This is a genomic window from Pseudomonas sp. SbOxS1 (assembly GCF_013416725.1).
Lineage (GTDB): Bacteria > Pseudomonadota > Gammaproteobacteria > Pseudomonadales > Pseudomonadaceae > Aquipseudomonas.
Genome location: NZ_JAAVXC010000026.1, coordinates 304,010 through 328,402, shown reverse-complemented (window position 1 = coordinate 328,402; position 24,393 = coordinate 304,010). Strand labels below are relative to the sequence as shown.

General features: G+C 60.1%; 21 protein-coding genes and 2 tRNA genes. 8 read left to right on the top strand and 15 right to left on the bottom strand.

Annotated features, from left to right (window positions below; genetic code table 11):
* Positions 1-12 precede the first annotated feature (12 nt).
* Positions 13-417 (bottom strand): serine kinase/phosphatase, encoded by a 405-nt coding sequence (locus tag HFK74_RS22465; protein ID WP_180205380.1) that lies wholly within the window; start codon positions 415-417, stop codon positions 13-15.
* A gap of 167 nt (positions 418-584) precedes the next feature.
* Here HFK74_RS22465 and can point away from each other — a divergent pair, with 167 nt between their 5' ends.
* Complete coding sequence (gene can / locus HFK74_RS22460; RefSeq protein WP_008055619.1) at positions 585-1,229, top strand: carbonate dehydratase; 645 nt, start codon at positions 585-587, stop codon at positions 1,227-1,229.
* A gap of 82 nt (positions 1,230-1,311) precedes the next feature.
* Here can and HFK74_RS22455 read toward each other — a convergent pair whose 3' ends face one another.
* From HFK74_RS22455 to HFK74_RS22445, 3 genes are all read right to left on the bottom strand, one after another.
* Positions 1,312-2,499 (bottom strand): hypothetical protein, encoded by a 1,188-nt coding sequence (locus tag HFK74_RS22455; protein ID WP_180205379.1) that lies wholly within the window; start codon positions 2,497-2,499, stop codon positions 1,312-1,314.
* Between the two features lie 152 nt (positions 2,500-2,651).
* Positions 2,652-2,972, bottom strand: coding sequence for a hypothetical protein (locus HFK74_RS22450; RefSeq protein ID WP_180205378.1), 321 nt, complete (start codon positions 2,970-2,972; stop codon positions 2,652-2,654).
* A gap of 227 nt (positions 2,973-3,199) precedes the next feature.
* Complete coding sequence (locus HFK74_RS22445; protein WP_180205377.1) at positions 3,200-4,618, bottom strand: TIGR00366 family protein; 1,419 nt, start codon at positions 4,616-4,618, stop codon at positions 3,200-3,202.
* A gap of 200 nt (positions 4,619-4,818) precedes the next feature.
* On the opposite strand from HFK74_RS22445, the gene HFK74_RS22440 reads away from it, so the two are divergent.
* The 4 genes from HFK74_RS22440 (at position 4,819) to ddlA (ending at position 9,428) form a co-directional block, all read left to right on the top strand.
* Positions 4,819-6,132: an MFS transporter gene (locus HFK74_RS22440; protein ID WP_180205376.1), complete on the top strand. Its 1,314-nt coding sequence runs from the start codon at positions 4,819-4,821 to the stop codon at positions 6,130-6,132.
* Between the two features lie 131 nt (positions 6,133-6,263).
* On the top strand, positions 6,264-7,580 hold the full coding sequence (locus tag HFK74_RS22435; protein WP_180205375.1) for a PAS domain-containing methyl-accepting chemotaxis protein: 1,317 nt from the start codon (positions 6,264-6,266) through the stop codon (positions 7,578-7,580).
* 108 nt (positions 7,581-7,688) lie between these two features.
* Positions 7,689-8,288 carry a flavin reductase family protein gene (locus tag HFK74_RS22430; protein ID WP_180205374.1) on the top strand — a complete coding sequence of 200 codons (600 nt, stop codon included), beginning with the start codon at positions 7,689-7,691 and terminating at the stop codon, positions 8,286-8,288.
* 45 nt (positions 8,289-8,333) lie between these two features.
* On the top strand, positions 8,334-9,428 hold the full coding sequence (gene ddlA / locus HFK74_RS22425; RefSeq protein ID WP_180205373.1) for a D-alanine--D-alanine ligase: 1,095 nt from the start codon (positions 8,334-8,336) through the stop codon (positions 9,426-9,428).
* Between the two features lie 42 nt (positions 9,429-9,470).
* On the opposite strand, the gene HFK74_RS22420 is transcribed toward ddlA, so the two are convergent.
* Positions 9,471-9,842: a type II toxin-antitoxin system HigA family antitoxin gene (locus HFK74_RS22420; protein ID WP_180205372.1), complete on the bottom strand. Its 372-nt coding sequence runs from the start codon at positions 9,840-9,842 to the stop codon at positions 9,471-9,473.
* A 215-nt stretch (positions 9,843-10,057) separates the two neighbouring features.
* On the bottom strand, positions 10,058-11,890 hold the full coding sequence (gene ggt, locus HFK74_RS22415) for a gamma-glutamyltransferase (protein ID WP_180205371.1): 1,833 nt from the start codon (positions 11,888-11,890) through the stop codon (positions 10,058-10,060).
* A 165-nt stretch (positions 11,891-12,055) separates the two neighbouring features.
* Between ggt and HFK74_RS22410 the strand changes: the two genes are divergently transcribed.
* Complete coding sequence (locus tag HFK74_RS22410) at positions 12,056-13,165, top strand: DUF2817 domain-containing protein (RefSeq protein ID WP_180205370.1); 1,110 nt, start codon at positions 12,056-12,058, stop codon at positions 13,163-13,165.
* Between the two features lie 175 nt (positions 13,166-13,340).
* Here the strand turns inward: HFK74_RS22410 and HFK74_RS22405 are convergent.
* A tRNA-Met gene (locus HFK74_RS22405) sits at positions 13,341-13,417 on the bottom strand.
* Positions 13,418-13,659: 242 nt separating this feature from the next.
* Between HFK74_RS22405 and HFK74_RS22400 the strand changes: the two genes are divergently transcribed.
* Together HFK74_RS22400 and HFK74_RS22395 are read left to right on the top strand one after the other, a co-directional pair.
* The gene (locus HFK74_RS22400) at positions 13,660-14,877 is read left to right on the top strand and encodes an MFS transporter (protein ID WP_180205369.1); all 1,218 of its coding nucleotides are present in this window, start codon (positions 13,660-13,662) and stop codon (positions 14,875-14,877) included.
* A gap of 100 nt (positions 14,878-14,977) precedes the next feature.
* Positions 14,978-17,179, top strand: a complete 2,202-nt coding sequence (locus tag HFK74_RS22395) for an OsmC domain/YcaO domain-containing protein (RefSeq protein ID WP_180205396.1) — start codon at positions 14,978-14,980, stop codon at positions 17,177-17,179.
* Positions 17,180-17,243: 64 nt separating this feature from the next.
* On the opposite strand, the gene ychF is transcribed toward HFK74_RS22395, so the two are convergent.
* The 8 genes from ychF to HFK74_RS22355 form a co-directional block, all read right to left on the bottom strand.
* Positions 17,244-18,344: a redox-regulated ATPase YchF gene (ychF, locus tag HFK74_RS22390; RefSeq protein ID WP_180205368.1), complete on the bottom strand. Its 1,101-nt coding sequence runs from the start codon at positions 18,342-18,344 to the stop codon at positions 17,244-17,246.
* Between the two features lie 22 nt (positions 18,345-18,366).
* Positions 18,367-18,951 (bottom strand): aminoacyl-tRNA hydrolase, encoded by a 585-nt coding sequence (pth, locus tag HFK74_RS22385; RefSeq protein ID WP_008060172.1) that lies wholly within the window; start codon positions 18,949-18,951, stop codon positions 18,367-18,369.
* A gap of 169 nt (positions 18,952-19,120) precedes the next feature.
* Complete coding sequence (locus tag HFK74_RS22380; protein WP_180205367.1) at positions 19,121-19,720, bottom strand: 50S ribosomal protein L25/general stress protein Ctc; 600 nt, start codon at positions 19,718-19,720, stop codon at positions 19,121-19,123.
* 142 nt (positions 19,721-19,862) lie between these two features.
* Positions 19,863-20,804, bottom strand: a complete 942-nt coding sequence (locus HFK74_RS22375; RefSeq protein WP_003171603.1) for a ribose-phosphate pyrophosphokinase — start codon at positions 20,802-20,804, stop codon at positions 19,863-19,865.
* Between the two features lie 45 nt (positions 20,805-20,849).
* Positions 20,850-20,924 (bottom strand) — tRNA-Gln (locus HFK74_RS22370).
* Positions 20,925-20,960: 36 nt separating this feature from the next.
* Complete coding sequence (gene ispE, locus HFK74_RS22365; protein WP_180205366.1) at positions 20,961-21,812, bottom strand: 4-(cytidine 5'-diphospho)-2-C-methyl-D-erythritol kinase; 852 nt, start codon at positions 21,810-21,812, stop codon at positions 20,961-20,963.
* 1 nt (position 21,813) lies between these two features.
* Entirely contained in the window at positions 21,814-22,431 is a 618-nt protein-coding gene (gene lolB / locus HFK74_RS22360) for a lipoprotein insertase outer membrane protein LolB (protein WP_180205365.1), read from the bottom strand.
* Between the two features lie 4 nt (positions 22,432-22,435).
* On the bottom strand, positions 22,436-24,160 hold the full coding sequence (locus HFK74_RS22355; RefSeq protein ID WP_180205364.1) for a tetratricopeptide repeat protein: 1,725 nt from the start codon (positions 24,158-24,160) through the stop codon (positions 22,436-22,438).
* Positions 24,161-24,393 lie beyond the last annotated feature (233 nt).

Here is a 24,393-nt window from a genome sequence, read left to right as displayed (position 1 = left end):
AGACACTGAAGATCAACGCTTTCTATCCAGCGGATCGCGCTGCGCCAGCTCCGCCTCATCCAGCCCATTGCCCCCACCAATGTCGTCTTCATCGACAACGCTCAAATCCCAATCGGCCGGATCACCTTCGCCCTCTTCCTGGGCATCCCGGGCACCGTCTTCACGGATAAGCGTTTCCGGGCTCATGTCATCATCGGTGGCTTCATGGTCGTCGGTCGATGCGCCCGTGAGGCCGGCTTCACGCACGCGATCTTCGGGCATCAGTTGCTTGCGTTCCTTTTGCGGCAGTTCATCGCCGATTTTTGCGCTGGGTTCTTCCGTGTCGAAGTCCAGCTCATGCACTGAGCCCATGCGATCTTCGTTATCATCGATGGGTTCCGGTTGCACCGCATCGTACGGACGTCGTGAATCAGTCATGGCATGTCCTCATACTGTTAGCCTTATAGGATGGACCCACTGGGTTGCAGAGAATTCCACCGGCAAGGAGCGCCATGAACGGGCAGCAGCGGGCATTTGCATAAAGCGCGTGACCCCGACGGACGGTTGTCTGTCAAAGCAGCGCACCATTATCGAGGCTTCATTGCATGAACGAATTACAAGATCTGATTGATAACAACGAGCGCTGGGCCGACGCGATCACAAAAGAAGATCCTGACTTCTTCGCCAAGCTGGCCCGTCAACAAACGCCGGAGTACCTGTGGATCGGCTGTTCCGATGCGCGGGTGCCGGCCAACGAGATCGTCGGCATGCTGCCGGGCGACCTGTTCGTACACCGCAACGTGGCCAACGTGGTGTTGCACACGGACCTCAACTGCCTGTCGGTGATCCAGTACGCGGTCGACGTGCTCAAGGTCAAACACATCCTCGTGACCGGTCACTATGGTTGTGGCGGCGTGCGCGCCTCGATGCAGGATCGCCAGTTCGGCCTGATCGACGGTTGGCTGCGTTCGATTCGCGACCTTTACTACGAGAAGCGCGAAGAACTCGCCAAACTGGCGACCGAAGAGGAGCAGGTCGACCGCCTCTGCGAACTCAACGTGATTCAGCAAGTGGCCAACGTCGCCCACACCAGCATTGTGCAAAATGCCTGGCACCGCGGGCAGAACCTGTCGATCCACGGTTGCATCTACGGCATCAAGGACGGTCGCTGGAAAAGCCTGAACACCACCATCAGCGGTTTCGAGCAATTGCCGCCGCAATACCGGCTACGACCGGTCGAGAAGTTGTAAGCCTTCGCAGCAGAGGCTTTGCCGACGCCAGTGTTGCAAGAACATCTGGTCGTCGGCGCCTTCCGTCAGTTGAGCATCCAGCCTATAGCCCAGGAGCGGGTATCGCCGGGGCTGGCGCTGGCACCTTGAGCAATTTGAGCTGGGCCTTGATCGATGCCGTCGCACATTTGCCCGCGGCCTGCCCGGGGGTTAGCTTGCGGATCGAGGTGTAGAACATTGCACAGGTTTTATCGGCCTGGGCCACTTGCCAGGTCTGGGTGCAGCTTTTCAGCTCGATATCGGGATTGGTGTCCGTTTCACGGCCCATCGCGGCCTGCCAGCACGCGGCACTCAAATCCTGGCCCATGACTTTCAGGCCCGCGGTATCGGCCTGGGCCTGGGCATCTTTACCGGTGTAGCTGGCCGGATCGGCGGCGTACCAGATGTAGCTGGGATGGTTGGCGCCCAACACCGGTACCTTTACCCCATCGACCGGACTGATTGTCACCAGGCTCAACACATTCACGGTGGGTCCGTATTGTTGCTTGACCCAGTTGCGCACCGGCACACCGAAGGCAACCGTTGGCAAGGCCGCGCCGCTGGAATGCACGGTGACCTGCTTGACCATGCTGGTCTGGTAGTCCTTGAAGTAGTCGTAGACGCCTTCCAGGTCTTTGCCGGCGTTCGACGGTGCGGCAATCGGCGCGATATCGATGATGGTCTGGTAGCCCGGTAGCTGCTCGGCCGGGACGTCATTGGCGGTCAGCAGCGTGGCCCAGCGATCAGAGGTGGCCGACTTCAGGTAATCCTGGGCCTGGGTCAGCGAATAATCAGGCGGGAAGTGCAGCAGCTCAACGCTTCTGCGGTTATCCAGGGCCATGCCCAGTGGCAGGAAAAAATGCCAGCTATAGGCCCACTTGCCGTCGGCATTCAGTTTGCTGGCGCCGCTGTAGGCCAGGTCGCCGGCGTCAAGCAGTGCTGCCAGGGGCTTTTCATAGCGCCTGGGCACACCCGTGATTTCGGCATGGAGTTGACCGTTATCGGTCTTGACCAGAACCTTGGCGTCGCTGTAGCCATCGCGCTGCACGCTTTGCGTCAGGTAGTGCTCCACGGTCTGCTCCAGCGTCCAGTTGCGAAAGCAGATCACGTTGCAGTTATTGGGGTAGGCGAACAAACGACTGACCCGTTCGGTGCTGCCCAGCTTCAGCGCGATATCGGCGTGGGCAGCGGTGCTCAGGCTGAGGGCACCGAGGGTGAGGGCCGCGAAGGTGAGGCCTGCGAGTCTTAACATGCTCAGATCCTTTTCAGCGTGGTCGCGATACCAAGATGCACGTCATACTGGATCAACACAATGATGCAGAAAAGTAGGCCTCAAGCACTTTTTTTTCGAAGTGTGCGACCCAGCCCGCGATCAACGTTTGCCGGTGGCGTGAGGTCAGTCGATCACAGGAGACGCAGCGCCAATTGGCTGCCGGCGCGCAAGTATTCAACCTGTGCGGTAACCGCATCCTTGACGATAGCCTCACCGGTATCGCTCAGCCTGGCTTTTTTGGCATCGAGGACGGCGCTCTGCAATAACTGCATGGCGACATCCATCGCTTTCTGAAAGGCCGTCACGTTGTTGTGCTGGCCAAATTCGTCGACAACGGCGTCCATGCGGCGATCGGCATCGTCTCGCAGGGCCCTGTACTCAAACACCGAGACGTTACCGTCCTGGTAAATTTCATTGATCAACTCTTCCAGTGTCTTGGATATCGGTGTCATCGGATCTTCCTTGGGTTTTTGGTGATTGATACTCCGGGACAGGTTAATTCAAGGAGGCTGGCTGCAAGAGTCAGCACTTGCCTTCGTATTGAGTGGGACAACGCTGCGCGTTTTGTAAGAAGGGATCTTTCAGTCTGTCGGTTTGGTTCGACTTCGCTTCTCCCTGGTCCCACTCGCTGATGGGGGACCAGGAAGAAAAGCGCGCCCCTTTACTCTCTACAATCGTTTTATGGCATCACCGGCGGCGTATACGCCAGCGTCGTCCCCAGCGCCCACAGCAACAGGAGCACCAGCGGTGTGTGCACCAGCAACTGCACGAACGAGAAGCCGATCAGGTCCCGTGCCTTCAAGCCCAACACACCCAGCAACGGCAGCATGTAGAACGGGTTGATCAGGTTGGGCAGGGCTTCGGCGGCGTTGTAGATCTGCACCGCCCAGCCCAGGTGGTAGTTCAGGTCGTTCGCCACTTGCATCACGTACGGCGCTTCGATGATCCACTTGCCGCCGCCGGACGGAATGAAGAAGCCGAGGATCGCCGAGTACACGCCCATCAGCAGGGCATAGGTGTCGTGGGAGGCAATGCTGACAAAGAAGGTCGAGATGTGGTGGGCCAGGGTCTGCGCATCGGCGCCCTTGACCGTGGTCATCAGCGCGGCGATCGAACCGTACAGTGGGAACTGGATCAGCACGCCGGTGGTGGTCGGCACCGCACGGGCCACCGCGTCGAGGAAGCTGCGCGGGCGCCAGTGCAGGAGGGCACCGAGCATGATGAACAGGAAGTTGTAGGTGTTCAGGCCGGAAATCGCACTGATCGCCGGCTTGGTGGAAAACTCATGGAACAGCCACCCAGCGGCCAGCAGCACCAAGAGGATGGTCAGCAGAGGGCTGTGTTCCAGCCATTCGCCGGGACGGGTGCGCGGCTGCAGCGGCGGCAGGTTGAAACTCGGGTCGACGCCACAGGCCTGGGCGTCTCGCGCCGTGTTCGGGCCGGGGGCGGTGGCGTAGGCGATGATCAGCGAGATGACGATCAAGGCCAGCAACATGACGCCCGACTGCCAGAGAAAGATCGTCTGGGTGAAAGGAATCACCCCGGTAATCGACAGGATCGACGGCGGCAGGCTGGCCGGGTTGGCCTGCAACTGCGCAGCAGACGAAGACAGGCCCAGGGCCCACACCGCGCCCAACCCCAGATACGCGGCCGCACCCGCGGCGCGGTAGTCCATCTTCAGGTCCGTGCGGCGGGCCAGCGCGCGCACCAGCAGACCGCCGAACACCAGGGACAAACCCCAATTGAGCAGCGACGCGACCATGGAGATCAGCGCCACCCAGGCTACCGCGGAGCGTCCGTTTTTCGGCAGCTTGGCCAGGCGGTCGATCAGCTTAACCGCCGGTGGCGAACTGGCGACCACATACCCGCCGATCACCACGAACGCCATTTGCATGGTGAACGGGATCAGGCTCCAGAAACCGTCGCCAAAGGCCATGGCCGCGTCAGTCGGCTTGGCGCCCATGGCCATGGTGGCCACGGCGACGATGATCACCGCCAGGGCGGCGAATACCCAGGAGTCGGGGAACCAGCGTTCGGCAAAACTTGAACAGCGCAGGGCAAAGCGGGCGGAGCGGGTATCTTCGATATCAGCGGCCACGGGACTACCTCGAATTTTTATGTTTGTTGTGGTCTTCGGGGCAGCACAGGCCCCTCTGGACAGACGCCAACCTTAATTCAAGCGAGTGCGTTTTGCGGCGCTGTTTTGCGGCTATGGGACTTTGGTCTAACGGGTTGTCCGCCGGCGCGTTTGCGTAGACCATGGGCGCCTTGGTTTTTGCCTGTGCCAGAGTTCTTTTCATGACTGCCAATACCGATCCACGTCCGCAACCGTTCAGCCGTGCGGACTACAAGACCCTGGGGCTCGCGGCCCTCGGCGGCGCGCTGGAAATCTACGACTTCATCATCTTCGTATTTTTCGCCCTGACCTTGAGCCAGCTGTTCTTCCCGCCGGAAATGCCTGAGTGGCTGCGGCTGCTGCAAAGCTTCGGCATTTTTGTCACCGGGTACCTGGCGCGGCCCCTGGGCGGGATCCTGATGGCGCATTTCGCCGACAGCCTGGGCCGCAAGAAAGTGTTCAGCCTGAGCATCCTGATGATGGCGCTGCCGTGCCTGCTGATCGGGATCATGCCGACCTACGCGCAGATCGGCTATTTCGCGCCACTGTTGCTGTTGGCCTTGCGCGTCCTCCAGGGCGCGGCGGTGGGTGGCGAGGTGCCGAGCGCCTGGGTATTCGTGGCCGAGCACGCGCCGGCCGGCCATCGCGGCTACGCCTTGGGCTTCCTGCAGGCGGGGCTGACCTTCGGTTACTTGCTCGGCGCCCTGACGGCAACGTTCCTGGCGCAGGCCTTTACCCCGGCTGAAATCCTTGATTACGCCTGGCGTTACCCGTTCCTGCTGGGTGGCGTGTTCGGCGTGATTGGCGTCTGGCTGCGGCGCTGGCTCAGCGAAACCCCGGTGTTCATGGCCATGCAGGCCCGGCGCGAGTCGGCCGTCGAGTTGCCGTTGCGGGCGGTCCTGCGCGAACATCGCCTGGCCCTGCTGCCAGCGATGATCCTCACCTGCGTGCTGACGTCGGCGGTGGTGGTGTTCGTGGTCATCACCCCGACCATGATGCAGAAAACCTTCGGCATGACCGCCAGCCACACCTTCGCCCTGAGCGCACTGGGCATCGTTTTCCTGAACATCGGCTGCGTGCTCGCCGGTTTGCTGGTGGACCGCATCGGCGCCTGGCGCACCGTGATGCTCTATAGCCTGCTGCTGCCCTTGGGCATCGGCGTGCTCTACACCTGCCTGATCAGCGGCGGCAACTGGATCGGCCTGGCTTACGCGGTAGCTGGACTGAGTTGCGGAGTAGTGGGTGCGGTGCCGTCGGTGATGGTCGGCCTGTTCCCGGCACGGATTCGCGTCTCGGGCATTTCCTTCACCTACAACATTGCCTACGCCGCCTGGGCGAGCATCACACCTTTGCTGTTGATCGGTCTGATGCCGTGGAGCCCCTGGATCTGCGTGATCTTCAGCGCGGTGATGGGCGCGGTGGGCGTGGGCAGTGCGGCGTATTTCGGCACGCGGATGCCAAGAGTCACCAGTTGCCCGGCCGCCGGTACGGCGTGACAGGCGGGGGGCGATTGGCGCGGTTTCATTATATTTGTAGGGCAATCCTCAAGCGCTCTTCAGAAAACCCCCGCAAGGCCGATGGCTAGGCTGAAAGTCGCTTTCCATCCCAGCCCATCGGTGCGTCCCCCATGTTCAATAAACGCTTGAAGCAGGAGCTGTCGGCTCTTCGCGAAGAACTCTCCAGCCTGCAGCAAGTCAAGGAAAGCCTGGAAAGCGAGATGCTCGTGCTGACCCTCGATATTGATGGGCGGGTGCAGTCGGTCAACCAGAACTTCCTCAGTGAGATGCACTACAAGAGCAACGAGTTGCTCGGCCGGCACATCGAAGAGATCGTTCCGGACCATGTGAAAAACGACCCGTTCCAGCTACGTTTCAAGACTGCGCTGAGCCGTGGCGAGCACTTTGCCGGTGCGGTGCGCCTGTTGCGCGGCACTGGCCAGGAAGCCTGGCTGCGTTCGATCGTGCAGCCCGTGCGCTCGGCAGACGGCCGGATCAAGCATTTTTCGATTTTTTCCAGCGACCTGACCCGCACCATCGAGGCCTCCCGCGAGCATGAAAACCTGATCGGTGCACTGGTGCGCTCGACGGCGGTGATCGAGTTCGATCTCAACGGCAATGTACTGACCGCCAACGACCGCTTTCTCAGTGGCATGGGCTACAGCCTGGCGCAGATCAAGGGCAAACATCACCGCGCTTTTTGCTTTCCCGAGGACAGTAACAGCGCCGAATACCAGGCCTTCTGGCGGCGCCTGAACGCCGGTGAGTTCGTGGCCGGCCGTTTCAAGCGCGTAGACAGCCACGGTCGTACGGTCTGGCTGGAGGCTTCCTACAACCCGGTAACCGATGCCAACAACAAGCTCTACAAAGTGGTGAAATTCGCCACGGTGATCACCGATCAGGTCAACCAGGAGCAGGCTGTGGCCGAAGCGGCCAACATTGCCTACGGCACCTCGCAGCAAACCGATCAAAGCGCCCAGCGCGGCAACGCCGTGGTGACGCAGGCGGTGGATGTGATGCGTGACCTGGCCAAGCACATGCAAACCGCTGGCGATGGCATCGAAGCCTTGAACGAGCAATCGCTGGTGATCGGCACCATCGTCAAGACCATCAGCGGGATTGCCGAACAAACCAACCTGCTGGCGCTCAACGCGGCCATCGAAGCGGCCCGTGCCGGTGAGCAGGGGCGAGGTTTTGCCGTGGTGGCGGATGAGGTCAGGCAACTGGCTTCGCGCACCAGCCAGGCCACCGACGAGATCGTCCTCGTGGTGCGGCAAAACCAGGACATGGCGCGTAACGCCGTGGCCCTGATGGCTGACGGCAAGCTCCAGGCGGAACAGGGGCTGGCGCTGGCGGCGGAAGCGGGCTCGGTGATCGTCGAGATCCAGGACGGTGCGCAGAAAGTGGTGAATGCGGTGGGGCAGTTTGCCAATCAGTTGGCGAGCTGACCTGCGCGCTCTGAACTCGCTCAATGGAAAGATCGCCTTGGGTGATCTTTTCAATTCAGGTTTTTTATCCGGCTACAATCGGCTCTTTTCCCCAAGGAGCAGATATCCATGAGCGTCTCCCATCGCCGTCCGGTCCCGTTGTCCAAGGCTTATCGCCTGCTCAACCACGGACCGACCGTGCTGGTCAGCGCGGCCCATGGCGGACAGCGCAATATCATGGCGGCAGCCTGGGCGATGCCGCTGGATTTCGAACCGCCAAAAATTGCAGTGGTTCTGGACAAGTCCACCTGGACCCGAAAGCTGCTGGAGGCCTCGGCGACCTTTGTGCTGAACGTCCCCTGTGCAGCCCAGGCCGATATCGTGCAGACCGTAGGCTCGACTTCCGGCCTGGAATTGACCAGGGACCAGGGACGCGACAAATTCCAGGTCTATGGCTTGCCGACCTTCGACGCTGAGTTGATTGATGCACCGATGCTCGAGGGCTGTGTCGCCTGGCTGGAATGTCGACTGTTGCCGGAGCCCGATAATCACCAGCAATACGATCTGTTCCTGGCTGAAGTGATTGCCGCCCAGGCCGACGAGCGCGTGTTCAGTGATGGCCGCTGGCACTTCGAGGGACAGGACGCGTTGCGCACCTTGCACCACGTCGCGGGCGGGCACTTCCTGACCATCGGCGAGCCGCTGGACGGCAAGACCTTGCAGTCGTAACGTGGCGGCTACCCGGTCGCAAGCCATCCACAATGAGGTCAGGCAATGAGTAAACTGCGTGTTGGCGTTATTTTTGGGGGCCGCTCGGCCGAGCACGAGGTGTCGCTGCAGTCGGCAAAAAACATTGTCGATGCACTGGATCGTTCGCGCTTCGAGCCGGTGCTGATCGGTATAGACAAGCAAGGCCACTGGCACCTTAACGACCCTTCGAACTTCCTGCTGAACCAGGAAAACCCGGCCTTGATCGCGCTCAATCAATCCAATCGCGAATTGGCCGTGGTTCCGGGCAAGGCCCGCCAGCAATTGGTGGAAACCGCCGGTCCCGAGTTGCTGGGCCACGTCGACGTGATCTTCCCGATCGTCCACGGCACCCTGGGCGAAGACGGTTGCCTGCAGGGCTTGCTGCGCATGGCCGACTTGCCGTTCGTCGGCTCCGATGTGCTGGGTTCGGCGGTCTGCATGGACAAGGACATCAGCAAGCGCCTGTTACGTGACGCCGGCCTGGCCGTCACGCCGTTCGTCACCCTGACCCGCGCCAGCGCCGCGCGCACAGGCTTCGCCGAGGTCTGCGGCAAGCTCGGCCTGCCGCTGTTCGTCAAACCGGCAAACCAGGGCTCTTCCGTCGGGGTGAGCAAGGTGGCCGACGAAGCCGAATATGCGGCGGCGGTCGAGCTGGCATTGAGCTTCGATGAAAAAGTGCTGATCGAGTCGGCGGTCAAGGGGCGCGAGATCGAATGCGCGGTGCTCGGCAACGAAGACGCCATCGCCAGCGGTTGTGGCGAAATCGTGGTGCACAGTGGCTTCTATTCCTACGACAGCAAGTACATCGATGACAAAGCCGCTGAAGTGGTGGTGCCGGCCAATATCAGCGTCGAAGCCAGTGAACGCATTCGTGCCATGGCCGTAGAGGCGTTTCAGGTACTGGGTTGTTCAGGGTTGGCGCGGGTCGACGTGTTTCTGACTGACAGCGGCGAAGTGGTGATCAACGAAATCAATTCGCTACCGGGTTTCACCCGCATCAGCATGTACCCGAAGCTGTGGCAGGCAGCGGGCATGACCTACAGTGAACTGGTCACGCGGCTGATCGACCTGGCACTGGAAAAACACCAAGCTCGACGTGCGCTGAAAATCAGTCGTTAAGCGAGTGTGTCGGTTTGATTTCTAAAGTAGGCGGGCACCTGATCAAGCCTGTTTCATCGGCTTGATCAGGCTCTGGGCTGGTATGCCGAAGAGTTCGTGAAGTTTCCAAATCATAGGAAGCGTTAATGCGCGCTTACCATTGAGTACTTCGTAGACTCGATTTGTTCGACCAATGGCTGGCGCAAGATCAGAGGCCGATAGGCCGGATTGCTCCATTCGAAATTTTATCGCGTCGATCGGGTTGGGCAGGTCTACTGGAAACTGTTTTGATTCATAAGCTTCGATAAGCGTGATCATTATCTCGAAGTAGTCGCCTTCAGGGGTGCCGGGCTCTGGCTCGTTGTCGAACAGCGCTGACACCTTCTTGAGGGCTTCACGGTAATCCTCGTCGGTGCGAATGGGGCGAATTTTCATGAGTTACTCCATCTCGACGGTGTCAGCGTCGATTGCGTCGTACGGTTTGAGTGACCTGTATGTCATGGGCTGTTTTGAGTTCGCCCGTAGTAAAGTCTACTGAAGTAACCAACTTTTGCGGGTAGGAAGGGGCCGCTTTTTAAGGCGATCAGGAGCTGCCACCAATAACTAAGAGCCTACCTTCCAGTAGGCCCTTTCCCACGCCTTTGTACGACTCAATCCCCCAATGCTTCCCCTTCACGCCTGGGATCGGCCCCACCGGCCAGCGACGCCTTCCCCTGTGCATCCTTGACCCGGACAATCGCCTGGGTGCCGCTGGTCATGTCGATTTCGTTGACGCTGTGGCCCTTGTCCTTGAGTGCCTGGATCAGCGCGGGGCTGAACTGGCCGTTCTCCAGTTCGGTCGGGCCATTTCGGCTGCCGAAGTTGGGCAGGTTGATGGCTGTTTGTGCATCGAGGTTCCAGTCGAGCAGGCCGACAGTGGTTTTGGCCACGTATTCGATGATTTGCGAGCCGCCGGGAGAGCCGACGCTGGCGACGAATTCGCCGCTCTGGCGGTCGAAGATCAGCGTCGGGGCCATGGACGAGCGCGGACGCTTGCCGGGCTCGACGCGGTTGGCGACTTTCTGGCCGTTCTCCTCGGGAATGAACGAGAAGTCGGTCATCTCGTTGTTGAGCAGGAAGCCCTGGACCATCACATGCGAGCCGAAAGCGGATTCGATGGTGGTGGTCATGGACACCGCGCCGCCCTGGTCATCGACCGCCACCACTTGCGAGGTGGAGATGCGCAGGGGGGAGCGGTCTGGCGCGTAGGCGACCTGGATGCCCGGCGGCGTGCCGGGTTTGGCCGTGCCCATGCTGAGCTCGCCGATCAGTGCCGCCCGGCTGGCCAGGTAAGCCGGGTCAACCAGGCCATTGACGGGCACCGGCACGAAGTCCGAGTCGGCCACGTACTGCGCGCGATCGGCATAGGCCAGGCGCTCGGCTTCGCTGATCAGGTGCACGGCTTCGGCGGTTGGTTCGAAGCCGGCGGGCGTGCTGGTTTTCAGCGGTTGCATCGGTGCCAGGGCCCAGCGCTTGTCGCGTGTCTCCAGGGCTTGCAGCGTGCCGAGGATCTGCGCCATGGCGATCCCGCCCGACGAGGGAGGCGGCATGCCACAGACCTGCCAGCGCTTGTAGTCGGTGCACAAGGGCGCGCGTTCCTTGGCGCGGTAGTTGGCCAGGTCGCTCAACGACAGGCTGCCCGGGTTGGCGTGACCCTGGACCTTGGCCACGATCTCTTGCGCGATGGGCCCTTTGTACAAGGCATCCGGCCCTTCCTTGGCGATGCGTTGCAGCGCGGCGGCCAAGGGCGGGTTTTTCAACAGGGTGCCGCTGGCTTTCGGGCTGCCATCAGCATTCAGGAAGTAGGCGGTCATCTCTGCAGAGCGCCTTATGGACGAGTCCGCGGCGATCAGTCGATGCAAGCGGGGTGAGATGACAAAGCCTTGCTCTGCCAGTTTGATGGCGGGTTCGAACAGTTGTGCCCATGGCAGGCGACCGTGTTTGCGATGGGCCAGTTCAAGGGCTCGCAACACCCCCGGCGTGCCCACCGAGCGCCCGCCGATCTGGGCTTGGGGGAAGGGCATTGGTTGACCATCAGCCTGCAGGAACAGCTTCTCGGTGGCACCGGCCGGGGCGGTTTCGCGCCCGTCGTACGTGCGCACGGCCTGGCCATCCCAGAGCACGATCAACGCACCGCCACCGATGCCCGAGGACTGCGGCTCGACCAGCGTCAGCACCGCCTGCATGGCAATGGCGGCATCGATGGCCGAGCCACCGCGACGCAGCATCTCCCGTCCGGCTTCGGCCGCCAGTGGGTTGGCGGCTGCCGCCATGTGGCGTGAAGCGTGTCGGGTCTGCAGGTCGGTGCGGTAACCGGAGGCGCTTTCCGGTGCTGTGGGCAGCATCGGGGCTGACGCGTTGTGGCAGGCGCCAAGGGTCAGCGCGGTGATGATCAGCGCGAGGGCTGGCAGGCGCGCGCGGCGCGAAGGGGAGGCTGGGAACACGGGGGCACTCCGTCCGTTGGATAAAGGTACCGGGGACTGTATCGGCGACCTCGCAGTGACGCAAACCAGGTCCTGGGGTGAGGATGCGGTTGTGCTTCATCAATGGGCGGATTTTCGGTAGGGTCATTGCCAGCGATCAGGCCAGAAGACCCACAAGAGGCAGACATGCAAAGCGAGTTTCCAACCCAGCCGAGCTACCGTTCCCAGCGCGAACAATTCCTGGCGGCGGCAACCGCGGCCGGTGCGACGCTGAGCGAGTACCCCCATCCACTCACAGGGCCGTCAGGCGAGGCCCTGGGCACCGATGTGGCGGTGCTCGGCGATCCTGGCGCCAAACGCCTGCTGATCGCGCTGAGCGGCACTCACGGGGTCGAGGGCTTCTATGGCTCGGGTTGCCAGATCAAGTGGCTGCAGGAGCTCGGCAAGCGCTCGTTGCCGGCGGATGTCGCCGTGGTGATGATTCATGCGATCAACCCCTGGGGCATGGCGTGGCTGCGTCGGGTCAACGAAGACAACATCGACCTGAACCGTAATCACCTGGACTTCGAACGTGCGCTGCCGGACAACCAGGCCTATGAAGCGCTGCACGACATTTATGCCTGCACGCAACTGCGAGGGCCCGAGCGTGAGCGGGCCGATGCCTTGCTTGAAGAGCAGATCCGCCTGCAGGGATGGCCTGCGGTCATGTCGGTTGTCGAGGGTGGCCAGCATGCGCATCCGGATGGATTGTTCTACGGCGGGGTGGCCCCCAGCTGGTCGAACCGTACGTTGCAGCAGATCATGCAACAGCACATGGCCCATGCTGACGTCGCCCTGTGTTTCGACTTGCACACTGGTGCCGGGGAGTATGGGCATCCGATGTTGTTGACGATCACCGAGGGAGCTTATCCGGCGCTGGCCGATGCCCAGAAGATCTACGGCCCGTGGCTCTACACGTTGCACACCGGTGCCGACACGCTGAGCGAAACCGGTGTTGCAGCCACTGCGACCGGCTACACCTCGCAGGCGCTGCTCAATGCGCTGCCGCAGGTGCGGTTGATGCCATTCGTCATCGAATGCGGGACGTATCCGGGGCCGGACGTTCATCGGCATCTGCGCGATGACCACTGGCTGCATCTGCACGGCAATCCGAGTGATGGCGTAGGGCGAGAGATCAAGTTGAACCTGCTTGAGCAGTTCTATCCGGCGGATAGCGATTGGCAGGCCATGGTCTGGTTGCGCACGTGGCAGATCTGGGAGCGGGGATTGTCGGCACTACCGACGGTTCGTTGCTGATCTTGTAGGAGCGAGCCTGCTCGCGATGGTCGTCAACGATGGCGTGCGCTGACTGACTAGACGCGGTGCCCTTTAGTCCATCGCGAGCAGGCTCGCTCCTACAGTAGTGATGGAGCGGCACTTTTCGCGAGGCATAAAAAAACGGCCTACCTTTCGGTAAGCCGTTTTTAGCACTTGGTGGCTACACAGGGACTTGAACCCCGGACCCCAGCATTATGAATGCTATGCTCTAACCAACTGAGCTATGTAGCCAAGATGGCGCGCATTATTCACCGGGAATGGAGATGCGTCAAGCGTAAATTTAAAATATTTCTCTACACTTTCAACCGCTTATCCTCCGGAGCCGAAAAAACGGCCCGGGGGAGGGTATCCATCGCACGGAAATTTGCCGAATGGCGAGGTCGTTAGCTGGCTAAGGGGATGGCGCTGTTGCAGCGAAAAATGGCACATTGGCGCATCTGCCCGTGTGCACCCCTCTGTTTTTCGGAAATTTCATGGCTATCAGCAACGTTCAGTCCGCCACTGCGGTGGCACCCGCGACGTCACAAAGCAGTCCCCTGGTCATGCGCATCATCGGCGCGGTGGCGCTGGCGCACTTGATCAATGACTTGATTCAATCGGTGCTGCCGTCCATCTACCCGATGCTCAAGGTCAACTATGGCCTGACGTTCACCCAGGTCGGCCTGATCACCCTGACGTTCCAGCTGACCGCTTCGCTGCTGCAACCCTGGGTCGGCTACCACACAGACCGCCACCCCAAGCCCTGGCTGTTGCCGGCGGGTACGGTCTGCACCCTGATTGGCATCGTGATGATGTCGGTGGTCGGCAGCTTCCCGCTGATTCTGCTCGCGGCGGGCTTGATCGGCATTGGCTCCTCGACCTTTCACCCTGAGGCTTCTCGCGTGGCGCGACTGGCCTCGGGTGGGCGCTTTGGCCTGGCGCAATCGACCTTCCAGGTCGGCGGCAACGCGGGCTCGGCGTTCGGTCCGTTGCTGGCGGCGGCGATCATCATCCCTTACGGGCAAGGGCATGTGGCCTGGTTCGGCCTGTTCGCGGTGTTTGCCCTGTTCGTGCTCTACCGGATCAGTCGCTGGTACGCCAACCACTTGAACCTGTTCAAGCTCAAGCAGGGCCAGGCGGCCACCCACGGCCTGTCCAAGGGCCGGGTGACCAGCGCGCTGGTGGTGCTCGGGCTGCTGGTGTTCTCCAAGTACTTCTACATGTCCAGCCTCACCAGTTACTTCACGTTCTACCTGATCGAGAAGTTCGACCTGTCGGTGGCCAGTTCGCAACTGCACCTGTTCCTGTTTCTCGGCGCGGTGGCCGCGGGGACATTCTTCGGCGGACCCATCGGCGACAGGATCGGGCGCAAGGCCGTGATCTGGTTCTCGATCCTTGGGGTTGCACCGTTCACATTGCTACTGCCGCATGTGGACCTGTTCTGGACCACTGTCCTCAGCGTGGTCATTGGCTTCATCCTCGCCTCGGCCTTCTCGGCCATCGTGGTGTATGCCCAGGAACTGGTGCCCGGCAATGTCGGGATGATTGCCGGGGTGTTCTTCGGCCTGATGTTCGGTTTCGGCGGGATTGGCGCGGCGCTGCTGGGTCACCTGGCGGACATCCACGGCATCGAATACGTGTACTTCCTGTGTTCGTTCCTGCCGTTGCTGGGCATATTGGCGATTTTCCTGCCACGGACCAAAAAGGCCTGATTAACGCACCGCTGGCCGGACGCGCGAGCTTGGACAAGACTTCCGGCTGAAAAGCCGGATAATGGCGGCCATTCGTTTGCTCGCTATTCTGGTATCCCGCATGGAAATCAAGGTCAATTTTCTCGACAACCTCCGACTTGAAGCCAAGTTCGATGACTTCACCGTGGTGGCCGACCAACCTATCCGCTACAAGGGCGATGGTTCGGCACCGGGTCCGTTCGACTACTTCCTGGCTTCGTCGGCGTTGTGTGCGGCTTACTTTGTGAAGTTGTACTGCAGCACTCGCAATATCCCCACCGAAAACATCCGCCTGTCGCAGAACAACATTGTCGACCCGGAAAACCGCTACAACCAGATTTTCAAGATCCAGGTCGAGTTGCCGGCCGATATCTCCGACAAGGACCGCCAGGGCATCTTGCGCTCCATCGACCGCTGCACCGTGAAAAAGGTGGTGCAGGCCGGGCCTGAGTTCGTGATTGAAGAGGTGGAGAACCTGGATGCCGATGCCCAGGCGCTGCTGATGCCGGCTGCCAATGCAGGTTCGGAGGCGGGCACCTACATCGTGGGCAAGGACCTGCCGCTGGAACAGACCATCGCCAACATGTCGGGCATCCTGGCCGGCCTGGGCATGAAGATAGAAATCGCTTCGTGGCGCAATATCGTGCCCAATGTATGGTCGCTGCACATCCGCGATGCGCACTCGCCGATGTGTTTTACCAACGGCAAGGGCGCGACCAAGGAAGGCGCGCTGGCGTCGGCGTTGGGCGAGTTCATCGAGCGACTGAACTGCAACTTCTTCTACAACGATCAGTTCTGGGGAGAAGACATCGCCAACGCGGCGTTTGTGCACTACCCGAACGAACGCTGGTTCCAGCCGGGCCCTAAAGATGAGCTGCCGCCGGAGATTCTCGACGCGTACTGCCTGCGGGTTTACAACCGCGATGGCGAGTTGCGCGGCTCGCACCTGTTCGACACCAACTCGGGTAACGAAGAGCGCGGTATCTGTTCGTTGCCGTATGTGCGCCAGTCGGACGGCGAGGTCGTGTATTTCCCGTCCAACCTGATCGAAAACCTGTACCTCAGCAATGGCATGAGTGCCGGCAATACCCTGGCCGAAGCGCAGGTGCAGTGCCTGTCGGAAATCTTCGAGCGCGCGGTAAAACGCGAAATCATCGAAGGTGAATTTGCCCTGCCGGATGTGCCGGCCGATGTGCTGGCGAAGTACCCAGGGATACTGGCCGGTATCCAGGCGCTGGAAGAGCAGGGGTTCCCGGTGTTGGTGAAGGATGCGTCCCTGGGGGGTGAATTCCCGGTGATGTGCGTCACCTTGATGAACCCGCGTACCGGTGGCGTGTTCGCCTCGTTCGGCGCGCACCCGAGCCTGGAAGTGGCGCTGGAACGCAGCCTGACGGAATTGCTGCAGGGCCGAAGCTTCGAAGGCCTCAATGACTTGCCCCTGCCGACCTTTGAAGGTCATGCGGTGACCGAGCCCAACAACTTCGTCGAGCACTTTATCGACTCCAGTGGCGTGGTGTCGTGGCGCTTCTTCAGTGCCCAGTCGGATTATGAGTTCGTCGAGTGGGACTTCTCGGGCCAGGGCGAAGACTCCAACGCCGAGGAAGCCGCGACCTTGTTCGGCATTCTCGAAGGCATGGGCAAAGAAGTGTACATGGCGGTGTACGAGCACATCGGTGCCACGGCCTGTCGCATCCTGGTGCCGGACTACTCGGAAATCTATCCGGTGGACGACCTGATCTGGGATAACACCAACAAGGCGCTGTTTTTCCGCGAGGACATCCTGAATCTGCACAGCCTCGACAAGGCCGGCTTGAAGGCACTGGTCAAGCGTCTGGAAGACAGCGAGCTGGATGACTACACCGACATCACCACCTTGATCGGCATCGAATTCGACGACAACACCGCCTGGGGTCAGTTGACGATCCTGGAGTTGAAGCTGCTGATCTATCTCGTCTTGCAGAAGTTTGAAGAGGCCAAGGAACTGGTGGAAATGTTCCTCCAATACAACGACAACACGGTCGAGCGCGGCTTGTTCTACCAGGCCGTGAACGTGGTGCTGGAAATGCAGCTGGACGAGGACCTGGAGCTGGCCGATTACGAGGCCAACTTCCGCCGGATGTTTGGCAACGAGCGCATGGACGCCGCGATCGGCTCCGTGGACGGTAGCGTACGCTTCTTCGGCTTGACGCCTACCAGCATGAAGCTGGAGGGCCTCGACAGGCACCTGCGCCTGATCGACAGCTACAAGAAGTTGCACGCGGCGCGCGCGAAGGTGGCGGGTTAATCCCGTTGGTAGCGGCCACAAAAAAAGCACCCTAGGGTGCTTTTTTTGTGGCTGGCTGCGAACGTCAGACGTTGAAGCGGAAGTGCATCACGTCGCCGTCTTTTACGATGTAATCCTTGCCTTCCAGGCGCCATTTACCGGCTTCCTTGGTACCGGCTTCACCCTTGTACTGGATGAAGTCGTTGTAGGCGATCACTTCGGCGCGGATGAAGCCTTTTTCGAAGTCGGTGTGGATCACGCCAGCGGCTTGTGGTGCGGTGGCACCGACGCGTACGGTCCAGGCGCGGACTTCTTCGACGCCGGCGGTGAAGTAGGTCTGCAGGTGCAGCATTTCGTAGCCGGCGCGGATCACGCGGTTCAGGCCAGGCTCTTCGAGGCCCAGGGCTTCGAGGAACATGTCTTTCTCTTCGCCGTCATCGAGCTCGGCGATTTCCGCTTCGATCTTGTTGCACACCGGAACGACCACGGCGCCTTCTTCTTCGGCGATGGCCTTGACCACGTCCAGGTGCGGGTTGTTTTCGAAGCCGTCTTCAGCGACGTTGGCGATGTACATGACCGGTTTGGTGGTCAGCAGGTGGAAGCCCTTGATCACCGCTTTTTCGTCGGTGCCCATGTTCTTCATCAGGCTGCGCGCCGGCTTGCCTTCGGTGAAGTGCGAGATCAATTGCTCCAGCAGGCCTTTCTGGACCACTGCGTCCTTGTCACCGCCCTTGGCGTTGCGCGCGACTTTCTGCAATTGCTTCTCGCAGCTGTCGAGGTCGGCGAAGATCAGTTCCAGGTCGATGATCTCGATGTCGCGTTTTGGGTCGACGCTGTTGGAGACGTGAATCACGTTCTCGTCTTCGAAGCAGCGGACCACGTGGGCGATGGCATCGGTTTCACGGATGTTGGCCAGGAACTTGTTGCCCAGGCCTTCACCTTTCGACGCGCCGGCAACCAGGCCCGCGATGTCGACGAATTCCATGGTGGTCGGCAGGATGCGCTTTGGATTGACGATGGCCGCCAGGGCGTCCAGGCGCGGATCCGGCATCGGCACGATACCGCTGTTCGGTTCGATGGTGCAGAAGGGGAAGTTCTCAGCCGCGATCCCGGATTTGGTCAGGGCGTTGAACAGGGTGGACTTGCCGACGTTAGGCAGGCCGACGATGCCGCAATTGAATCCCATGGTGTTTCCCCTCGGGTAAAAGTCAGGCCTTCTGGCTGTGCAGGTTTTTCATCGCGCGGTTCCATTCACCGGCGAGGATATCCGGCAGCACGCCGAGGGCAAAGTCGATGCTGGCATCGAGTTTTTCCTGTTCGGCGCGTGGCGCACGACCCAGGACGAAGTTTGAAACCATACTGGCAACGCCCGGGTGGCCAATGCCAAGCCGCAGGCGATGAAAGGTATTCTGATTGCCCAGTTGCGCAATGATGTCGCGCAACCCGTTGTGACCGCCATGGCCGCCGCCCACCTTGAGTTTGGCGACGCCCGGAGGCAGATCGAGTTCGTCGTGTGCCACGAGGATTTCTTCAGGCTTGATGCGGAAGAAACCGGCAAGGGCCGCTACGGCCTGGCCGCTGCGGTTCATGTACGTGGTGGGAATCAACAGACGAACATCCTGACCCTGATGCGAAAAGCGCCCGGTCAGGCCGAAATATTTGCGGTCCGCCACAAGGTTCACGCCTTGTGCGTTCGCGAGGCGCTCAACAAAAAGGGCCCCTGCGTTATGCCGGGTCTGTTCGTATTCAGCGCCTGGATTTCCCAGGCCAACGATCAGTTTGATGGCAGTCACGATAGGGGCCCTTCAATGGAGTGGTGGATAACATCGCCGCAATCAGGGAGTGCGGCGAAAGTGGACGAAAATTGCTCATTTACCATGATGTAAACTCCGCGTTCTCGCCCGCTTTCTCGCTACGCTCTAGTCCGCGATGTTTCCGGTCACTCCGGCGTGCAGAGTAAAATTACTCTGCAGCGCCTTCTGCAGCTTCTGGAGCAACACGTGGAGCGTGGACGTTGGCAACAGCCTTGTCATCGCCGTGTGCCAGAGCAACGAACTCAACGCCTTTAGGGGCGGTGATGTCGGACAGGTGAATGATCGAACCGATTTCGGCGTTAGCCAGGTCGACTTCGATGAATTCAGGCAGGTCTTTCGGCAGGCAGGAAACTTCGATCTCGCCAACAACGTGGGAGATTTCGCCGCCTTTCTTGGTCGGTGCTTCTTCGTTGATGAAGTGCACTGGAACGATAGCGGTCAGTTTCTGGCCAGCTACAACGCGTACGAAGTCAGCGTGCATCACGTGGCCTTTGGCCGGGTGACGTTGCAGGGCTTTGATCACGACGTTTTGCTTGGTGCCACCAACGTTCAGCTCGATGATGTGGCTGTAAGCCGCTTCGTTTTCGAGCAGTTTGGCAACTTCTTTAGCCAGCATGCTGATGGATTCAGGGGCTTTTTCGCCACCGTAAACTACAGCTGGAACCAGGCTTGCGAGACGACGCAGGCGGCGGCTCGCACCTTTCCCCAGGTCGGAACGCACTTCAGCATTCAGAGTAAAATCGTTCATGTTGTATCTCCAAAATAACCACACTCGCCCCAGCGTTTGCGACCAGCGCTAAAGGCGATATGGGCAAAAAAGCCCCGCCCCGACAGGAATGCCGGGGCGGGGCGCTTTTCGTCAACGAGACATTTCGAGAAGGGCAGGGCCCTTAGCGGAACATCGCGCTGATCGATTCTTCATTGCTGATGCGGCGGACCGCCTCGGCAACAACCGGTGCGATATCCAGTTGACGGATACGCGCACAGGCTTGTGCTGCAGCGGACAGCGGGATGGTGTTAGTCACTACCAGCTCGTCCAGCACGGAATTTTCGATGTTTTCGATCGCCCGACCGGACAGCACAGGGTGTGTGCAGTAGGCGAAAACCTTGGCAGCGCCATGCTCTTTCAAGGCCTTGGCCGCGTGGCACAGGGTGCCGGCGGTATCGACCATGTCATCGACCAGAATACAGGTACGCCCTTCGACATCACCGATGATATGCATCACTTCAGAGTGATTGGCTTTCTCACGGCGTTTGTCGATGATCCCGAGATCCACGCCCAAGGATTTGGCAACGGCACGTGCACGCACGACGCCACCAATGTCCGGGGACACGATCATCAGGTTTTCGAAGCGCTGATCTTCAATGTCATCCACCAGAACCGGGGAGCCGTAGATGTTATCTACCGGAATATCGAAGAAACCCTGGATTTGGTCAGCATGCAGATCAACCGTGAGAACACGGTCGATGCCGACTACGGTAAGCATGTCAGCGACGACTTTCGCGCTGATAGCCACACGTGCGGAACGCGGACGGCGATCCTGACGGGCATAACCAAAGTAAGGAATAACAGCAGTGATACGAGTAGCCGAGGAGCGGCGGAAGGCATCAGCCATCACTACCAGTTCCATCAGGTTATCGTTGGTCGGAGCGCAAGTCGGCTGAATAATGAAGACATCTTTACCGCGGACGTTTTCATTGATCTCGGCTGTAATTTCGCCGTCGGAAAATTTACCGACAGAGATGTCACCGAGAGGGATATGCAGCTGACGTACGACACGCCGAGCCAGATCGGGGTTAGCATTCCCCGTAAAGACCATCATCTTGGACACGCGCAGTACCTAGAGGCTGAGGGTAACCTGGATGAGTATAGAAAATGGCAGGGGCGGCTGGATTCGAACCAACGCATGGCAGGATCAAAACCTGCTGCCTTACCGCTTGGCGACGCCCCTGTATCTGTTGCAACGATTACCCAGTAATCGGTTCCTTTAGAGCAGACTTTGCAGCTTGCGATGCAACATCGAAATGTTGCTTCCTTTTGCTACAAACCCTGTAAGGGTCTCTGTAAGAAGGGCCGAGACTTTATCAGCTTCAGCTTTGCTTGGGAAGCCCCCAAACACACAACTTCCAGTTCCGGTGAGTTTTGCTTCGGTAAAATTACCTAACAAATTCAATGCGTTACGTACCTCTGGATAACGCCTTGCTACCACCGGCAAGCAGTCATTTCGACTGTTTCCCTTGGGAACGGGGCGCACTTTAATGGGCGGAGTGTTACGTGTCAACAACGGATCTGAAAAAATTTCTGCCGTACTTACAGAGACTTGCGGTACCAGCACGAGATACCAGGGTTCTTCCGGCTCGACAGGGGTCAGTTTCTCCCCCACACCCTCGGCGAAAGCCGCATGGCCGCGCACGAAAACCGGGACGTCTGCGCCCAGCGTCAGGCCCAGCGCGGCCAGTCGATCCTCATCCCAACCCAGTTGCCAGAGGTGATTGAGGCCGAGCAGGGTGGTGGCGGCATTCGAGCTGCCGCCACCGATGCCGCCGCCCATGGGCAGGACTTTATCGATCCAGATATCGATGCCGAGCGGGCAGCCTGATTGTGCTTGCAGTTTTTTCGCGGCCTTGACGATCAGGTTGCTGTCGTGGGGGACGCCTTCGAATTCGGTGTGCAGGCGAATGACACCGTCGTCGCGCACGGCAAAGGTGATTTCGTCGCCGTAGTCGAGAAATTGAAACAGGGTCTGTAGCTCGTGGTAGCCGTCTTCACGGCGACCCAGAATGTGCAGCATCAGATTGAGTTTGGCCGGCGAGGGCAGGGTCAGGCGATTGGCTGGCATGTCATTGCCCCAATTTGCGCGGTTGCCAGGTCTTGATCACCAGCGTGACATCCAGGTCGGTGCCATGCAGTTTGATCCGCTCGGGCAACCAGTAGCCGTTTTGCTCGGTGTAGGCGGTGTACTCGACCTGCCAGCCGTCCTGTTCGAGGCTGGCCAGGCGGCTGTCGCCATCAAGGGTCAAGCGGCTTTTGCTGTCCGGCGCCGGGAGTCCGCGGACCCACCAGGCCAGGTTGGCGACCGGCAACTTCCAACCAAGCTGCTCTTCGAGCAAGGCATCCGGGGACGGCGCTTCGTAGCGCCCCTGGTTGGCGACTTCCAGGGAAACCTTGCCCGGATGCCCGGTCAGGCGCGCCGCACCGCGACCCAATGGGCCCGAGAGGCGGATGTCGTAGTAATCCTGGCGTTGCAGCCAGAACAGCGTGCCGCTGCCGGAGTCTTTTGGCGCGCGAATGCCGATCTTGCCGTCGATCTGCCAGCCATCAAGGCTTGCAAGCTGCAGTTTGTGCTCGCGCCATTGCGCGGGGTTGCCGTGGCCCACGACCGATTCGCGGGAAGTAAAACCCGCACAGCCGGCGAGCAGGGCGATGAGGCTGAAAACGATGAGGTGGCGCAAAAACATAATCTTAAAGAGTCTCTGATCCGGTCAGGCGCTTGATGGTGCTGCGCAGGGTAGGGCTGTCGGGTTGTTCCTTGAGGAACTTGCCCCAGATTTGCCGTGCTTCGCGTTGTTTGCCGTTGGCCCACAGGACTTCGCCCAGGTGGGCGGCGACTTCCTGGTCGGGGAAGCGTTCCAGGGCCTGGCGCAGCAGGCGCTCGGCTTCGTCGAGATTGCCCATGCGGTAATTCACCCAGCCGAGGCTGTCGAGAACCGCCGGGTCTTCCGGCGTGATCTGGTGTGCTTGTTCGATCAGCGCCTTGGCTTCGGCGTATCGCGTCGTGCGGTCAGACAGGGTATAGCCGAGGGCGTTCAATGCCATGGCATTGTCCGGATCGCGCTTGATGATCAGGCGCAGGTCTTTTTCCATTTGTGCCAGGTCATTGCGTTTTTCCGCCTGCATGGCGCGGGTGTAGAGCAGATTGAGGTCGTCCGGGTATTTTTGCAGGGCTTGTTCCAGGACTTTCCAGGCCTTGTCCCCCTGTTTGTTGGCGGACAGGGTTTCGGCTTCGATCAGGTACAGCTGGATCGAGTAGTCCGGTTGCTCATCGCGCTCTGCTGCCAGTTTGCGTTGGGCTTCGGCAGTCTTGCCATTATTCATCAGGATGTCGGCCTGACGCAGTTGCGCAGGCAAATAGTCGTTACCCGGGCCGACCTGGTCGTATTCGATCAACGCGCCTTGCGGATCGTTACGTTCTTCGGCGATGCGCCCCAGGTTCAGGTGTGCCGAATCGACATGGCTGTCACGGGCGATCAGGTCTTCCAGGTAGCCCTTGGCCTCGTCCCAGGCCTTGGCCTCCAGGCAGACGAGCGCCAGGGAATAACGCAGGTCGTCGTCTTCAGGGTATTGCTGCACCAGGCTTGAGAACTCGGCCTTGGCGTCATCCATGCGGTCCTGTTCAACCAGCATGCGCGCGTAGGTCAGGCGCAGACGCTTGTCATCGGGGTACTTCTTGATGCTTTTTTGCAGCAGCGGCAAGGCTTCGTCACCGCGATCAAGGGCTTGCAGCAGGCGGGCGCGCAGCAGGATCGGGGCAATTTCGCCGTCGTCCGGCGGATTGTCTTCCAGCAGGGTCAGCGCACCTTTGGTGTCGCCGTCCTGTTGCAGCAGCAAGGCCTTGCCAAAAATCAGCTGGCCATTGTTCGGGTGGCGCTGCAACAAACGGTCGAAACTTTTCATCAGGCCATTGCGTGTGTCCTGGTCGGTATCGGCCGCGGACAGTGCAAGGAAGTCGAAATGGGTATCGCCCTTGCCTTGCAGCACTTTCTCCATATAGACCATGGAGTCGTCATAGCGCCCGGCGCGCGCCAATTGCACGGCGGCGGCCCGCTGGGCTTCGAGGTCGTCCGGCGCGTTCCTGGCCCAGATCAGTGCCGTGTCCAGGGCGGCCTGGTCGGCGCCCAGGTACTCGGCTATGCGGAATGCCCGCTCGGAGATGCCCGGATCCTGGGTGTTGATGGCCTGGGTCACGTAGTTGTCCAGGGCAATATCGAAACGATTGCGCTGGCCAGCCAGCTCCGCACTCAGCAGGCTGAAGACGGTGTCTTCGCTGAATGAGCTGTAGACCTTGGGCTTTTCAGGGGCTGCGGTGGTGTCTTCGACCGGCGACGGGTCATCCGTCGACACGGGAGCCAAGGCCTGGCAGCCGCTGAGAAAGACAAGGGCGAGGAGCAACGCGGAAGATCTATTCATATAGGAAAAGGACGACTAACCTGCGGTCGGATCATCATGACACAAGCCTTCGGTCAAACATAACCGCCCCGGCAATTTCCGTGGACACACGTCGTTGTAGGAGCTGGCTTGCCAGCGAAGACGCCCGGAAGACCAATGCAAGGCTTCAGGACGCCTTCGCTGGCAAGCCAGCTCCTACAGTCGCGCGCTCATGTAAACGAGAACCGCTCGCAATCCTCGGCATCACCTACCAG